At 58.8% G+C, this 15,185-nt stretch carries 15 protein-coding genes; 9 read left to right on the forward strand and 6 right to left on the reverse strand.

What is annotated here, in order from left to right; all coding sequences use genetic code 11:
- Positions 1 to 346: 346 nt before the first annotated feature.
- Together SOP97_RS17935 and SOP97_RS17940 are read left to right on the forward strand one after the other, a co-directional pair.
- Complete coding sequence (locus SOP97_RS17935; protein WP_274089357.1) at positions 347 to 754, forward strand: tetratricopeptide repeat protein; 408 nt, start codon at positions 347 to 349, stop codon at positions 752 to 754.
- A gap of 177 nt (positions 755 to 931) precedes the next feature.
- Positions 932 to 2,296 (forward strand): DNA recombination protein RmuC, encoded by a 1,365-nt coding sequence (locus tag SOP97_RS17940; protein ID WP_322950373.1) that lies wholly within the window; start codon positions 932 to 934, stop codon positions 2,294 to 2,296.
- A gap of 68 nt (positions 2,297 to 2,364) precedes the next feature.
- Here SOP97_RS17940 and SOP97_RS17945 read toward each other — a convergent pair whose 3' ends face one another.
- Entirely contained in the window at positions 2,365 to 3,621 is a 1,257-nt protein-coding gene (locus SOP97_RS17945; RefSeq protein WP_322950360.1) for an MgtC/SapB family protein, read from the reverse strand.
- Positions 3,622 to 3,770: 149 nt separating this feature from the next.
- Here SOP97_RS17945 and SOP97_RS17950 point away from each other — a divergent pair, with 149 nt between their 5' ends.
- The 4 genes from SOP97_RS17950 to SOP97_RS17965 all read left to right on the forward strand — a co-directional run bounded on the left by SOP97_RS17950 (position 3,771) and on the right by SOP97_RS17965 (position 7,811).
- Positions 3,771 to 4,484, forward strand: a complete 714-nt coding sequence (locus SOP97_RS17950) for an AzlC family ABC transporter permease (RefSeq protein ID WP_322950361.1) — start codon at positions 3,771 to 3,773, stop codon at positions 4,482 to 4,484.
- Entirely contained in the window at positions 4,484 to 4,813 is a 330-nt protein-coding gene (locus SOP97_RS17955) for an AzlD domain-containing protein (RefSeq protein WP_274089360.1), read from the forward strand. The genes SOP97_RS17950 and SOP97_RS17955 overlap by 1 nt, the downstream gene beginning before the upstream one ends.
- A gap of 107 nt (positions 4,814 to 4,920) precedes the next feature.
- On the forward strand, positions 4,921 to 6,795 hold the full coding sequence (locus SOP97_RS17960) for an MFS transporter (protein WP_322950362.1): 1,875 nt from the start codon (positions 4,921 to 4,923) through the stop codon (positions 6,793 to 6,795).
- Between the two features lie 230 nt (positions 6,796 to 7,025).
- Positions 7,026 to 7,811, forward strand: a complete 786-nt coding sequence (locus SOP97_RS17965; protein WP_322950363.1) for a dienelactone hydrolase family protein — start codon at positions 7,026 to 7,028, stop codon at positions 7,809 to 7,811.
- 41 nt (positions 7,812 to 7,852) lie between these two features.
- Here the strand turns inward: SOP97_RS17965 and SOP97_RS17970 are convergent, their stop codons facing one another.
- From SOP97_RS17970 to SOP97_RS17990, 5 genes are all read right to left on the reverse strand, one after another.
- On the reverse strand, positions 7,853 to 8,644 hold the full coding sequence (locus SOP97_RS17970; protein ID WP_322950364.1) for a DUF4394 domain-containing protein: 792 nt from the start codon (positions 8,642 to 8,644) through the stop codon (positions 7,853 to 7,855).
- Between the two features lie 153 nt (positions 8,645 to 8,797).
- Positions 8,798 to 9,511 carry an anti-sigma factor gene (locus SOP97_RS17975; protein ID WP_322950365.1) on the reverse strand — a complete coding sequence of 238 codons (714 nt, stop codon included), beginning with the start codon at positions 9,509 to 9,511 and terminating at the stop codon, positions 8,798 to 8,800.
- Complete coding sequence (locus SOP97_RS17980; RefSeq protein WP_322950366.1) at positions 9,508 to 10,056, reverse strand: sigma-70 family RNA polymerase sigma factor; 549 nt, start codon at positions 10,054 to 10,056, stop codon at positions 9,508 to 9,510. The genes SOP97_RS17975 and SOP97_RS17980 overlap by 4 nt, the downstream gene beginning before the upstream one ends.
- 90 nt (positions 10,057 to 10,146) lie before the next feature.
- Entirely contained in the window at positions 10,147 to 11,007 is an 861-nt protein-coding gene (locus SOP97_RS17985) for a pirin family protein (protein WP_322950367.1), read from the reverse strand.
- Positions 11,007 to 11,405, reverse strand: coding sequence for an OsmC family protein (locus SOP97_RS17990; protein ID WP_322950368.1), 399 nt, complete (start codon positions 11,403 to 11,405; stop codon positions 11,007 to 11,009). Before SOP97_RS17990 ends, SOP97_RS17985 begins: the two co-directional genes overlap by 1 nt.
- A 116-nt stretch (positions 11,406 to 11,521) precedes the next feature.
- Between SOP97_RS17990 and SOP97_RS17995 the strand changes: the two genes are divergently transcribed.
- The 3 genes from SOP97_RS17995 (at position 11,522) to SOP97_RS18005 (ending at position 14,882) form a co-directional block, all read left to right on the forward strand.
- Positions 11,522 to 12,544: an amidohydrolase family protein gene (locus SOP97_RS17995; protein WP_322950369.1), complete on the forward strand. Its 1,023-nt coding sequence runs from the start codon at positions 11,522 to 11,524 to the stop codon at positions 12,542 to 12,544.
- Positions 12,545 to 12,607: 63 nt separating this feature from the next.
- Entirely contained in the window at positions 12,608 to 13,072 is a 465-nt protein-coding gene (locus SOP97_RS18000; RefSeq protein WP_322950370.1) for a DUF3859 domain-containing protein, read from the forward strand.
- A 184-nt stretch (positions 13,073 to 13,256) separates the two neighbouring features.
- Positions 13,257 to 14,882, forward strand: a complete 1,626-nt coding sequence (locus tag SOP97_RS18005) for a methyl-accepting chemotaxis protein (RefSeq protein WP_322950371.1) — start codon at positions 13,257 to 13,259, stop codon at positions 14,880 to 14,882.
- Positions 14,883 to 15,185 lie beyond the last annotated feature (303 nt).

Consider the following 15,185-nt stretch of genomic DNA (forward strand, 5'->3'; position numbering starts at 1 on the left):
AAAGGGCGGTGCGACGGCTTGCCGCATCGACTTGTGCACAATTGCGATGCGCCTCGTCAAGCAAAACCTAGTGCTTGACGTAAACCCTTGATTCTTTTTATTGATTTTATAAGTCAATGAAATATATGAGTTTTTTGCACTGGTGAAAAAATCACCAGTTTGAGCTCAGGCCCCATGGGGTAAGCGCTAACGGCGCTTGACCCCATGTTATCCACTAAGTTATCCACAGCTTTTGTGGATTAAGCCAAGCGCTTGCTCTAGACCGCGGCTTAGCGCTTTTTACAAGGCTTTACCTTGGCGAAAATAAGAGTAGAGTGGCGCGCCTTTCCAGCTACCTCTGCTTTTTATGCCACGCGTAATTACTCGTATCCCTGCTGCTCACTCTGTTGTCACGCCTCGTTTGCCTGCACGCGTTGCGCTCTGGCTGCTAGACACCCCGCGCCTGAGTGAAGCGCCGAGCGTTAAACGCTTTGCCGGTCGACTGCTCAAGCAACCTGCTTTGCAAGGTGTGGTGAAGGCACAAAGCCGTTTGGGTCAGCTGCTCTGCCGCGACTGCGGCAATCCGCGTGATCGGCGCATGGGCTTTGAGTTACTGCGTCAGGCGGCGCGCGCTGGTGATGTGGGGGCTCAGCTTGAACTCGGTCAGTTGTATTGCCAGTCGCGTCACAACGAGCCGAAAAAAGCCCGGCATTGGCTGGAATTAGCAGCGGGACAGGGTTCGCTTGAGGCGCAACAACTGCTTAAACAGCTCTGACTCTGTTTAGGGTACTGGTTATACTGCCAGTACTTTTCTGCGGAGCTGCCTATGCCCATCGATCTATCCACCGCGCTGGCGCCGGCATTGCTCGGCGTTGCCGCTGCAGCCCTTCCTCTTATCTATCTCGCGTGGTCGTTGCAACGCCGCCTGGCGCGCCAGCAGCTGGAATTCAGCTTGCTGCAGGAACGCCTGAGTAATGCGCAACTGGCCCAGGCCGGCCTGGCGGCGCAGTTGGATGATTGCCGTGAAGAAATCGCCGAGATCAGTGAGATCAAGGCCGATCAACAGGCTGAACTGGCGGCGCTGCGCCGCGAGGCTGAGCTGCTGCAGCAGGAACGGCAGATCGCCCGTGACGCGGTACAGTCCTGGACCCAGCAGCGCGAACAGCAGGAAGCCGAAATTCGCCGCCTGGATGCATTGCGCGCGTCGCTGAGTGCTGAACTCAAAGAACAGCAGGACAGTCATCAACAGCGCCTCAGCGATCTGCAAGGCTCACGCGATGAGTTGCGTGCGCAGTTTGCCGAGTTGGCCGGGAAGATCTTCGATGAGCGCGAGCAGCGCTTTGCCGAGACCAGCCAGCAGCAGCTCGGCCAGTTGCTCGACCCGCTCAAAGAGCGCATCCAGTCGTTCGAAAAACGCGTGGAAGAAAGCTACCAGCAGGAAGCTCGTGAGCGCTTTTCCCTGGGCAAGGAACTGGAGCGCTTGCAACAGCTCAATCAGCGGTTGGGGGATGAAGCGACCAACCTGACCCGCGCCCTTAAGGGGCAGAAAACCCAGGGCAACTGGGGCGAATTGGTGCTCGAAAGGGTGCTGGAGCACGCCGGCCTGGAGAAAGGCCGTGAATACCAGACCCAGGTCAGCCTGAAGAGCGCCGACGGCGAGCGTTTCCAGCCCGATGTACTGATCCAGCTGCCGGGCGACAAGCAGGTAGTCGTGGATGCCAAGGTCAGCCTGACCGCGTACCAGCAGTTTATTGCCGCCGAAGATGAGCCGAGCCGCCAGCAGGCGCTGAAGCAGCATGTGCAGTCGCTGCGCAGCCACCTCAAAGGCTTGTCACTCAAGGATTACCAGCGCCTGGAAGGCTTGCACAGCCTGGACTTCGTGCTGCTCTTCGTGCCGATTGAGGCGGCCTTTGCCTGCGCGCTGCAGGCCGATCCCGGCTTGTTTCAGGAGGCTTTCGACCAACATATCGTGATCGTCAGCCCGACGACCTTGCTCGCCACGTTACGGGTGATCGACAGCTTGTGGCGCCAGGAGCGGCAAAGCCAGAACGCCCGTGAGATTGCCGAGCGCGCTGGGGCGCTGTACGACAAGTTCGTGGCCTTTATCCAGGACCTGGATGAAGTCGGCACACGCCTGCAGCAGCTGGACAAGGCCTATGCCGGGGCCCGCAATAAGCTGTGTGATGGTCGGGGCAATATCATCAGCCGGGTGGAAAACCTCAAGCTGCTGGGCGCCCGCGCCAGTAAGAGCTTGCCTACCGAGCTGCTCGAACAGGCGGCCGGGGTGATGGCGCTGGATGATCAAATGGCAGAGTAGGGCGCATGAGTTGACGGTTGAGCGAGCGTTCGCTCAACTCGTCTGAGGGTTTATGGCGCACCGTTGCTTTAACGCAGCAGTAATACCGCTGCACCTGCCAGCAGGCCTGCCGCCATAACTGGCAGGGTCATCAGCGCCAGCTTGCGACCGCCAATCAACGCGACGAGGCAGGCTTTGACCACGCTGTTGCTGAGCGCGGCAAGAAAGATCCCCTGCACGGCGACTTGGGCATTGAGGTCACCTTGCGCGCTGCGCGCCAGCGATAGGGTGATGGCATCGACATCGGCCAGCCCCGAGAGCAATGCGACTAGGTACACGCCGACATCGCCGAGCCAGCGCTGCGCCGCTTCAACCAGTAGCAGAATCAATGCTAGCAGCGAGGCAAAACGCAGGGCTGGCCCTAGTTCAAACGGGTTTTTCAGCGGTGGCTCGGCCGCTTCCTCGCTCTCTGTGCCCGCGCGGCGGAAATACAGCAACGCACCGCTGGCGTATACCAAGGTGGCGACGCCCAGTGGCCAGGCCAGCTGTGGCAATAGGCTGGCGTTAACCAGGCCGACTTCCAGCAGAATGCGCGGAAACATCAGGGCTGAGGTGGCGAGCAGGCCACAGGCCAGAATCGCTTGCAGGTTACGCCCTGCCGCCAGTCGCGCCAGGGTTATGGTCATGGCGGTGGAGGAGACCATGCCGCCGAGCAATGAGGTGATCAGCAGGCCACTGCGCATGCCCACCAGGCGGATCGCCACATAGGCGGCAAAACCGATGCTGGCGATCAGCACCACCATCCACCAGATGGCGTAGGGGTTGAATACCTGCCAAGGGCCGTAGCCCTGATTGGGCAGCGCCGGCAGTAGCACCAGGGAAATAAACAGCAGCTTCAGCGCGCCGGAGAGTTCCGCCTCGCTGAGTCGCTGCAGGGCGCTGTGCAAGGATTGCTTGAGGCTCAATAGCAGTGCTACCGCCACCGCACCTGCTGCCGCGACGCCGGCGTACCCGGCCATGGACAGGCTGCCGAGGAGGAAGGTGATCAGCAGCGCCACTTCGCTGGTCAGGCCCATGTCGCCCAAGCGTTTCAGCTCGCCAAAGTAAGACGCCACCACCAGGACGGCAAAGCCGGCAAAGATCACCGCCCAGGCGATGACGCCAAAGTGCTCGCTGAGCAGCATGGCAAAGGCGCCAAGCAGGCTGCTCAGGGCAAAGCTGCGAATCCCCGCAACTAGCTGTGAGTCGTCGCTATTGCGTCCCTGCCAGCCGCGCTCGGCACCAATCAAAAGGCCAGCGGCCAAGGCGCTGGCAAAATTCAGCAAGGTGTCGAGAGCTTCCGGCATTAGCGCGTCCTGGGTAAATAATGTGGGCAGTTTAGCCAGTGCGCCCCAGGCTGTGTTGCGGCAAATCAGTGTCTGGCTGGGATGATGCGCAAGATTGTTCAAGACGCTGAGGCTGAGATGCGGCAGGCTGTCCTGCTAAAGGAGGGCGCATGGGCCGTTTGCAGCATTTTCTCTATGGTAGTCGCGACAGTATTCCAATGATCGTCGGTATTCTGCCGTTCGGTTTGATCTACGGTGCGTTGGCCAGCCTGGCCGGGCTGAGCCTCGGGCAGGCGCTGGGCATGTCGTTGTTGGTGTATGCCGGGTCTGCGCAATTTATTGCCATCAGCCTGCTGACACTGGGCAGCGGGGCCGTGGTGATTCTGCTCACCACCTTGGTCGTCAACCTGCGCCATGTGCTCTACAGCGCGGCGCTGCAACCTTATGTGGGGCCGCTCGCGCAGCGCTGGCGGGTGCCATTGGCATTCGGCCTGACCGATGAAACCTTTGCTGTGGTGCAGCGCCGTTACCTGGCGCGCGGCATGGCCGAGCATGGCCAGTGGTACCACGCGGGGGTGGCACTGGCGTTGTATGTATCGTGGGTCGGCAGTTCGCTGGTCGGTGCACTGTTTGGTCAGAGCGTGCCGAACCTGGCAGGCTGGGGGCTGGATTTCGCCATGCTGGCGACCTTTATTGGCATCGTCGTGCCGGCCCTGCGCAGCCAGCCACAGATTGCCGCAGCATTGGTCGCGGGCGCCGTGGCGCTGTTGTGCCATAGCTGGCCCTACAAGCTGGGGCTGATGGCCGCTGCGCTCAGTGGTATTGCGATTGGCGTCTTGCTGGAGCGGCGGCAAGCGCCCTTGGCTGCTGGGGAGGGCGCGTGATGGATATCTGGTTGCTGATTCTTGGCATGGCGCTGATTACCTTTGCCATTCGCTACAGCCTGTTTGCCTTTCCGACGCTGCGTTTCCCGCCGCTGGTGCGCCAGGGGCTGCACTATGTGCCGACGGCGGTGCTGAGTGCGATTGTGTTGCCGGGCATGCTGATACCTGATGGCCAGCAGTGGGCATTCAATCTGCACAATGCCTATCTGCTGGCGGGGGTGGCGACTATTGCCATCGCGGCCCTGACGCGGCACTTGCTGGCCACTATTGGTGGCGGTTTGTTGGTGTTCTTTGTGCTGCGCGGATTGCTGGGGCAATTGCCGTTGTAGGCGCCGCTAATTTGCTGAGGGTGCAGCAAAAAGTGCGCGTGGCTGTGGCTTTGTCGGGTGTTCTTGCAGTCAAATGCCTGACCACCTCGCAGACAGGTACACGGACGATGACCGAACAATCACAATTCGCATTGCTGGGTAAAAAACGCTTTTTACCGTTTTTCATCACCCAGCTGTTGGGCGCCTTCAACGACAACATCTTCAAGCAATCACTGATTCTCGCCATTCTGTTCAAGATCAGTTCGGGCACCGACAAGGCCTTGCTGATCAACCTCTGCGCCTTGCTGTTTATCCTGCCGTTCTTTCTGTTCTCGGCCCTTGGCGGGCAGTTTGGCGAGAAGTTTGCCAAGGACGCGCTGATCCGCAAGATCAAGTTCGCCGAGATCGTGATTATGTTGTTGGGCGCAGCCGGGGTGCTGCTCGGCAACCTACCAATGATGCTCGCGGTGCTGTTTGCAATGGGCACGCAGTCGGCGCTGTTCGGCCCGGTAAAGTATTCGATTCTGCCGCAGCACCTTGAGGAACAAGAGCTGGTGGGTGGCAACGCTTTGGTGGAAATGGGCACCTTCCTGGCCATCCTCGCCGGCACCATTGGCGCAGGCATCATCATGGCCAGCAGCGGTTATGCGTCTATTGTCGCGGCCTGCGTAGTGTTGGTAGCCGTGCTTGGTTATCTGGCCAGCCGGGGGATTCCCGCTGCGGCTGCAGCCATGCCAGAACTCAAGCTGGACTGGAATATCCTGCGCCAGTCTTGGTTGATCATGAAGCTGGGGCTGGGCCAGCGCCCGGCGGTGTCGCGCTCGCTGGTGGGCAACTCCTGGTTCTGGTTTCTGGGGGCGGTATACCTGACGCAGATTCCGGCCTATGCCAAAGAGTGGCTGTATGGCGATGAAAGCGTGGTCACCTTGATCCTCACCGTATTTTCTCTGGGCATTGGCCTGGGCTCGATGCTGTGCGAGCGCATGAGCGGGCACAAGGTGGAAATTGGCCTGGTGCCCTTCGGCTCAATTGGCCTCACGCTATTCGGTATTTTGCTGTGGTGGTTTTCCGGTGACTTCCCCGAGGGCGCAGTGGCGCATGACTGGCTGACGGTGTTGAGCTACAGCCAGGCGTGGTGGATTCTCGGTTCTATTCTTGGCATCGGCTTGTTTGGCGGCTTCTATATCGTGCCGCTGTATGCACTGATCCAGTCGCGCACGGTGGAGCATGAGCGGGCGCGGGTGATCGCCGCCAATAACATTCTTAACGCGCTGTTTATGGTGGCTTCGGCTATTGCCTCGATCCTCTTTCTCAGCGTCGCCGAGTTATCGATTCCGCAGCTGTTTTTGACCATTTCGCTGATGAACATCGCGGTCAACAGCTACATCTTCAAGATCGTCCCCGAATTCAGCATGCGCTTTATGATCTGGCTGCTCAGCCACTCGATGTACCGGGTTGAGCACAAGGGGCTGGAGGCGATTCCTGAGGAAGGCGCGGCGGTGCTGGTGTGCAACCACGTGTCGTTTGTCGACGCGCTGCTGATCGGCGGCGCGGTGCGCCGGCCGGTAAGGTTTGTCATGTACTACAAGATCTACAACTTGCCGGTGCTCAATTTTATCTTCCGTACCGCCGGCACAGTACCGATTGCCGGGCGTAACGAAGACCTGCTGATCTACGACGCCGCGTTCAAGAAAATCGCCGAATACCTGCGCAATGGCGAAGTGGTGTGCATCTTCCCGGAAGGCAAGCTGACCACTGATGGCGAGCTCAATGAGTTCAAGGCCGGCATCGAACAGATCATTGCTCAGAACCCAGTGCCGGTGATCCCCATGGCGCTGCAGGGTTTGTGGGGCAGCTTTTTCAGCCGTGACCCGCACAAGGGATTGTTTAAGCGTTTGTGGTCACGCATCACCCTGGTGGCTGGTGCGCCGGTAGTACCCGAAGCGGTCAAGCGCGAACTGCTGCAGTCGCAGGTGGCGGCGTTACGCGGTGAGCGGCTGTAGCGCGCGGCCTCAGCCACTGAGGGTTTGTTCGGTGGCTGATTGATAGGTGGGACGAGCTGCTCATTCAGCCGTTGCCGGCGATTGTGGAAATCAACGCGCGTTGGGCGGAGCAAGCGTAGTTCCGCAACAGGCTGAAACCTTTGCCCGGTGTGCTGTCTGCTGCTGCGCTTGGTCATCCGGATGCGGCGGACTATGGTTGATGTTCTGCTCACGTCCATTAGGAAATCGCCATGCCTACGAAACGTCTATTGCCCCTGTTATGCGCTGGAATGATCGGCATGGCCGATGCGGCCGTAGTGGTCAAACCGGTGCCGTATGAAATTGACGGCGAAGCCTTTGAAGGCCTGATGGTCTATGACGATGCAGTCACTACGCCGCGTCCGGGTCTGCTGATGGTGCCTAACTGGATGGGCGTTAGTGAAAACGCAGCCACCAAGGCCGCGCTGCTGGCTGGCGACAAATACGTCATATTCGTTGCCGACATGTACGGCAAAGCTATTCGTCCGACTAATGCCGATGAAGCCAAGGTCGCTGCCACGACGGTGCGCAGCGATAGACCGCTGATGCGCAAGCGGGCGCAGGCGGCGGTTGAGGTGCTCAAAGCGCAGGCCGGGCAGGTGCCATTGGATACCACGCGGCTAGGCGCTATCGGTTTCTGCTTTGGTGGCGGAACCGTACTGGAACTGGCCCGTTCTGGTGCGCAGCTGAAAGGCTTTGTGTCGTTCCATGGCAACCTGGACACACCGAATCCGGACGATGCGAAAAACATCAAAGCACCGGTGTTGGTGCTGCACGGCGCGGATGACCCGGCAGTGCCGCAGGAGCAGGTCGATGGCTTTATTACGGAGATGAAAGCGGCTAAAACCGATTGGCAATTGGTCAGCTACGGCGGCGCGGTGCATTCCTTCACCAACCCGGAGGCCAATGTGCCAGGGCGCAATGAATACCACCCGCTGGTGGCAGCTCGCGCGTTCAAGGCCATGGATAATCTTTTCGATGAAACCTTTGCCAAATAAACCGTGAACGGGAAGGCCGGGTGGCCTTCCCGCATCGTTGCTTACATGCCCGGCAGTACGGCGATATCAATGATATTGCCCGGCAGGCCGGCAACATCACCTAGCGTCATTGGCTTGCCGCTGGCCAGGTCCACGGTATGCAGCGTGGTGCCGGTCAGCAGGTAGGCGGTGTTGCCGCCTTTGCCGTCGCTGGCGATGTCCATCGCGGCGTTTTTAAAACCCTCGGCGACCATGCCAACCACTTGCTGGATGCCATCGTTTGGCGGGTTTTGCAGCATCAGGCTGCTGCTGGCCAGGTCGACGTTGTACAGCGACGTCGCCTGGGTGCCGGCATAGGAGTTGGTGTAGGCCCCAGCCACCACTTGTGCACGTTTGCCTGCATAGGCGCTGTCAGCGGCGTAGGCCACTGAACCATCGACCGTTACTTCACCGGTTTCGACATTGACGCGGAAGTTGGTGCCGTCGGCGGCCAGCATGCGCAGTTTGTCAGCCACCGGGTTGAAGTCGATGACCGCCTGACCGCTGCCTGGCAGCGGCTTGTTCAGGCTGGCGACCTTGCTGGCTGCGCCAGTGCTCAGGTCCAGGGTGTAGAGCTGATTGTCACCGCCCAGCGCATAGAGCATGCCGTTGGCCGGGCGTACATCGATGCCACGCAGTGGGCTTGGGCTGCTGACAGACATGGTCGCGGTGATTTTCTGGCTGGCGCTGTCGATCTTGAACAGCTGACCGTCGGCGCCCAGGGCCAGTAAGGTTGCTGCGCTGGCAGTGCCAGCGGCGAGGCTGAGGGTTGCAGTGGTAACGGCAGCGGTCAGCAGGGTATTGAGGCTGTTCATATGCGTTCTCTCATCTGTGGTTATCCAGCATCGATGCAAGGCCGAACATCGCCTGCCTTGCAGGTGCCTCGATGAAACACCTGATAGCTATACCCACGAGAGAACGTCTGGATGTCGCCGCCTGAAAATAAATTCAGTTTTTTAAAAATAGCCTCAGTTGACTGAAGCCATTACCGCGCGGCCGATATACAGCACCTTGCCGGTTGGGCGGTCCTTCGGCGAGCCGCCGGCCGGTTCCAGGGTCAGCTCGAACAGCTGGCCGGGTTGTACCGCGCCAATCTGTTCGGCAGACAGTTGCAGCGGTTTACCTGGTTCGACCAGGCCGAGTGAGCGCGGGCCGATGGCTGGGTCAATCAGAGTCCAGAACTGCACAGAACGATCGGCCGGAATCTGATCTTCCAACAATGGTTGCAAACGCAAGCCGCCAGTGTCGTCGACATGCACCACCCAACCTGGTTTAGCCGCCTCACCTGGCGCTTGCAGGACTACGGTGTAGCTGTTGGCGGCAGTATCCGTGCGCCATAGATCAGGCAGCACGGCGATGATCAGGGCGAACGCCAGGGCGGCGCTGGTGAGGCGCCAGGTGGTCAGGCTCTGCCACCAGGCCTGCCAGCTGTTGACGCGGCTGACGGCTGGCATCAGACCGAGGCTATCCTGCAGGCGTTGCCACAATTGCGCTGAGGGTGTTTGTGGCGGCAATTGGTCGCTTAGCTCAAGAAAGTGCTGCTGCCACTGCAGGGCCATTTGCGCGGCTTCGCTGTCGCTCTCAATCAGCTCGCGCACTTCAGCGGCTTCGGCCTCATCGAGCAGGCCCAGGACGTATTCGCCGATTAATGCGCGGCGTTCGGCAGGTTGCTGCGTAATCATGCGTGCAAACACTCCTGCAGCGCGCGCAATCCGGCGCGGATACGGCCTTTGATGGTGCCCAGCGGGGTGGTCAGGCGGTTGGCGATTTGTTCATGGGTCAGGCCGCGATAGAAGGCCAGCAGGATCGGGTGACGGCGATTTCGTTCGATGCCCTGCAGGCAGCGGCGCAGTTGCTGATGTTCGCCTTGTTGTTCCAGCAGTTCGGCGGCCTGCGGGCTGTCGTCGGCGGCGCGTTCGATAAAGTCGTCATCCATCTCAACCGTGCGACCCCGGCTACGTAGCTGGTTCAGCGCGCGGTAGCGCAGGATGCTGTAGATCCACGCGCGACCACTGCCAAGTGCCCGCTGAAAACGCTGAGCGTTGCGCCAGACTTGCACAAAGGCATCGTGCACACAGTCTTCGGCTTGATCACGACGGCCGAGCAGAGTGATGGCCAACCCGAGCATCTGCGCGGCCTCCTGTTGGTAGAGCGCCTGGAATGCGCGTTCGTCCTGCTGAGCACAGGCTTCCAGATGGCTTTCGTAATCAAACAGCGGCTGCGCCATGCACCGGGTTCCTGAGTGTGTGAGCGTGCCAAAGGTTATACCCGAGTGCGACCTGTTTGGATGTCGCGTGAGTGCAACAAATATTCTCTGTCAGCGTGGCAGTTCGATTCGTTCGGTTTCGCCCGGCACTGTTGGCCAGTCTTGTGCGGCCCAGCGCTGGCGGGCTTGGTCGATCAGGGCCTGGTCGCTGGCGACGAAGTTCCAGTTGATCCGCCGTGGACCAATTGGCGCGCCGCCAATCAACACCAAGTGGCTCTCGCTGCAGGCGCTGAGGGTGTAAGTCTCGCCTTCGGGCAGCACCAGCAAGCCACGCAGCGGCAGTTTCTGATCGTCCAGTGTGGCCTCGCCGTCAATCAGGTACAGCGCGCGTTCGGCATGTTCGGCGGGAATTTGCAGCGCGCTGCCTGCGGCCAGCTTGATCTCGGCATAGATCGTTGGGGACAGCACCGGCACCGGCGATTGCAGGCAGAAGCCGCTGCCGGCAATCAGGCAGATGTCCACGCCCATGCTGGTACTGCGCGGCAAGCTGCTGGCGAGATGATGGCTGTAACTGGGTTCGCCTTGCTCATGCTCTGTGGGCATGGCCAACCACACCTGCAGGCCATGCATGTGCGAGCCGTTTTCCCACAGAGTCTGTGGTGTGCGCTCGACATGCGCTACAGCATGGCCTGCGGTCATCCAGCTGACTTCGCCGGGGCTGACTAGTTGATTCGAGCCGAGGCTGTCCTTGTGCTGCAATTGCCCCTCGAACAGGTAGGTGAGGGTGGACAGGCCGATATGCGGGTGCTGGTTGATATTCATGCCGCTACCGGCCGGGTAGGTGTGTTCCAGAATATGGTCGAAGAACACGAACGGCCCGACGCTGCGGCACTTAGCCGAAGGCAGGGGGCGCAGGATAGGTTGTCCGCCGAGGTTTTCCGGGCGCGGTTGGATCAGCAGAAAGTCGCTCATTACACGCCCTCGCTTAGCTGAGTGCTGACCTGAACTTCGCTGCTGGTCATCAGCTTGTGAATCGGGCACTTGTCAGCAATGCGCAGCAGTTGCTGGCGTTGTGCATCGTTCAGGGCACCATGCAAGGTCAGCTCGACATTTAAGCCGTAAACGCCTTGGCGTTCCTGAGTGTTATCACGGGTCAGTTGCACGTCCAATCCGGTCAGTGGCAACCCTTTTTGCTTGGCATAAAGCGCAAGTGTCAGGGCTTTACAAGCGCCCAAGGATGCATCGAACAAGTCATGCGGATCGGGTGCCGAACCTTCGCCGCCCAGTTCCACCGCCACATCGCTGTGCAGGGTATGCGGGCCAATATCGATGCGCTGCAGCAGGCCTTTTTCATTACTGATGCGGATCATTGAAGCTCCTGTGGCTGAAACTATGGGGGCAGAAGGTATCTGCTTTAATCCTGGTTTCTGAACTTGGCAACAGTGTAGTGAGTCAATTGCACTCACGTCTTCAAGAGGGTTGGGGTTTGAAACGACTTGCGCTGAGTCTTGCTGTTCTCGTTGGCATTTGCAGCCCGCTGGCTGTGGCCCGGGATTATCGCTACAGCGATGCGCACCTGCACTACGTGGATTTTTTCCAGGAAAGCGCCGGGGCAACCGAGCTGTTTGAGCAGATGGCCGCCGGCAATATTGAGCATGTGATGCTCTCGGGTATTCCGGTGGCGAAGAAATGGCACGAGAACGAGCCCAAGCGGCCCCGTTATTACGCCGGTGATGATGCCAATGCCTATTGGTACAGCGCCACCGATGTTCTGGTGGCGCATGCCTACAAGCAAGTACCAGCTGAGCAGCGCAAGCGCCTGCATCCATTTCTCTCAGGCTTTAACCCGAACGATAAGAATGCCGATGCACATATCCGTCGCATGCTCGAACTCGACCCTGGCCTGTGGCAGGGCATCGGCGAGATATTCACTAGGCATGACGATTTGACCGCACTGATTCACGGCGATGTCCCACGGGCTAATAACGAGGCCCTCGCGCGGGTTTTTCACCTGGCCGCTGAGTACGATCTGCCGGTGATGCTGCATTCCAATATCACCTCCAAGCGTGAACGTAACCCGCTGTATCTGCAGGAAATCGAGGAGCCGCTGCGCAACCATCCGCATGTACGGTTTATCTGGGCGCATGCTGGAACAAGCATGGAAATTCATCGGCACCAGGAAAAGCTGGATTTCCTTTTGCCTACTCTCGAACGGATGCTCAAGCAGTACCCCAACCTGTATGTCGATCTGTCCTGGACCATGCTCCAGCCTTATTTGCTAGATGCCGACGGCAAGCCTGATGCAGCCTGGGTGAAACTGGTCAGCAGCTACCCGGCGCGCTTTATGCTCGGTTCCGATGTGGTGGGGCGTTTTGATAGCCTGGCTGACTCTATGACCGGCTTCAAACCGTTTCTCGATGCTTTGCCAGAAACGGTCGCGCATCAAGTGGCGCACGACAACTTCCTCGCGGTGCTGCCGCGTCGTGTGCAGGCCGAGCTTACTGAGTAGGTCTGTCATCGGGCTGTCACACGGGTGTCATAGGCTCGCGCTCATCTAAAAAAGGAGCGCGACATGCAATACAGCCGTTTCAGCAGCCTAGCCGCACTTATGTTGATCAGCAGCCTGGTACAGGCCGAAGTCCGGGTAGACGGCCCGGTCGAGCACGGTGTTTTCGCCAGCGATTATCAGGACTTCCAGGCCGGTGAGCGAGTGCTGACCCGCAGTAATCAGCAAATCGAGCCCACTGAAGTGATTCCGGCCAAGCTGGGTACCAAGTTTGGTATGCGTTACACCTTAGCGGGTAAGGTCGCTACGGAGTCACCGCTGACCCTGCTGTACCTCACGCCAGGGGTGGTTACGCCGGACGGTAAGCGTCATGACAAATTTGTGGTGACGCAAAAGTTGGTGCCCGGTGCGCCGCAAGATGTAATGGCATTCGAGTTCACTGAAGCGCATGAAGTGGTGCCCGGCGAGTGGCGCTTTATGGTGTTTCAGGATGACCGGAAATTGTTAGAACAGCGGTTTATCGTGCGTTAATAGACTAGAGTGATACCTGCAAAGCCGAGCCCATGCTCGGCTTTTTATTGTCTAAATTAAAGAAACCCGTATTTCAGTCGCTAGTATGGTTAGTTACATCTTTCGTCATGTTGCGGGGCGACTTTAAATCTAAAGACTTTGTGCGGCTGACACTTCAACTAAATATTAAAAAGGGACTGCCTCGATGAATCTCAGAAACCTCAATATCGCCCCTCGGGCGTCGCTCGGGTTCGGCTTGGTTGCAGTACTGGTTCTGCTACTTGGCAGCTTTTCTTTGCAGCAGATGGGCGAAATGCGCAAGCAGTCGCAGCAGATAAACGAAAATTGGTTACCCAGCATCTTGAGCCTCGGTGAGATTAACCAGCAGGTTCTCCGTCTTCGGGCGCTGACCATGCGCTTAGTAATCATCAGTGATGAAGCCATGATGCGTACGAGCCTTGCAAACGCTGAAGAACTCCGGAAATCATTGACTGAATCGGAAAGCACCTATCAAAAGCTAATTTCTAACGCAGAAGAAGAGACTGTCTACGAGCGCTTCAGGCAGGCCGAAAAGGCGTATCTGGAAGAACAGGAAAAGGTCATCGCAGCGGTGCGCCAGAGTGATCTGGATAGTGCTGCGGCTTTGTTCAATGGGCCGATAAATGGCTACGCCGACACCATGGCTAAGGCCCTTGTCGAGCTTTTAGAACTTAACCGTACGGGTGCTAGTGCTGCGACCCATCTGGCCGATGAGATATTTGCCAGCGCGCGCTTGTGGGTGGTCGTGATGATAGTGCTGGCGCTGTGCTTGACTGTGGCTCTGGCGTTGCTCCTGACCCGCAGTATTGTCAGCCCGCTCACCGAAGCGGTTAGGGTTGCTGAGACAGTGGCGAGCGGTAATTTGACCCAGCCAATTGATGTGCTGGGCTCGGATGAACCAGCACGTTTGCTGGGTGCTTTGAAAAGTATGCAGCAGAGTCTGCGCAGTACCATTCAGAATATCTCCGACTCATCTACGCAACTGGCCTCGGCGTCAGAGGAACTCAGTGCGGTGACCGAGGATTCGACCCGCGGTCTGCACCAGCAAAACAACGAAATCGAGCAGGCAGCTACGGCAGTCAATGAAATGACCAGCGCCGTGGAAGAGGTGGCGCGCAACGCCGTGAGCACCTCGGAAGCCTCCAGTGAGTCCAATCGCACGGCTCAGCATGGTCGCGAGCAGGTGCGTCAGACTGTCGACTCGATCACCAGTTTGGCTGATGACGTGACTCATACCGCTTCGGAAGTCGAGCAGTTGGCTGGTCAGGTACGCGATATCAGCAAAGTGCTGGACGTGATCCGTTCGATTGCCGAACAGACCAACTTGCTCGCACTCAACGCAGCCATTGAAGCGGCGCGAGCCGGTGAAGCAGGGCGCGGTTTTGCCGTAGTGGCCGATGAGGTACGTGCCCTGGCGCATCGTACTCAGCAATCGACTCAAGAGATCGAGCAAATGGTCAGCGGCATTCAGCAGGGCACCGACAAGGCGGTTAATGCTATGCAAACCAGCAACAGTCGGGCGCGTTCGACGCTGGATGTAGCCAAGGCCGCCGGCCAGGCGCTGGAAGAAATTACTGCAGCTATTTCGCAAATCAACGAACGTAACCTGGTGATCGCTAGCGCTTCCGAAGAGCAGGCGCAGGTGGCCCGTGAGGTGGACCGTAACCTGGTGAATATCCGCGACCTGTCGATGCAGTCTTCGGCCGGGGCCAACCAGACCAGTGCGGCCAGTCAGGAGTTGTCGCGCCTGGCGGTGGACTTGAATGCATTGGTGGCGCGTTTCTCGATTTGATCCTGGGCGCGATCAGCAACAAAAAAGGCCACCCCTAGGGGTGGCCTTTTTATGGTGCGCCAGGCATGGCGCGTAGCGCCGTGACTGGCGCTGTCGGGTTCACTGTGGTGGTGAGCCTGGCGACTTGGAGGTGAAAGTCCTCTACACACCCGGCAAGGGGAAGTGTTAGCTGAAGGCAAGGGTGTCGCGGGCGACTGCGAATCTGAAGGAAGCCCGAGGCAAAATGCTGGCCTGACGAACAGGAAGCGGATGAGGCGGCGCAGCGGGGTGAGGTGGCCATAATCGCCAAAGCCCGATACTTGC

Source organism: Pseudomonas spirodelae, from assembly GCF_034653255.1.
In the GTDB taxonomy this organism is placed as follows: domain Bacteria; phylum Pseudomonadota; class Gammaproteobacteria; order Pseudomonadales; family Pseudomonadaceae; genus Aquipseudomonas; species Aquipseudomonas spirodelae.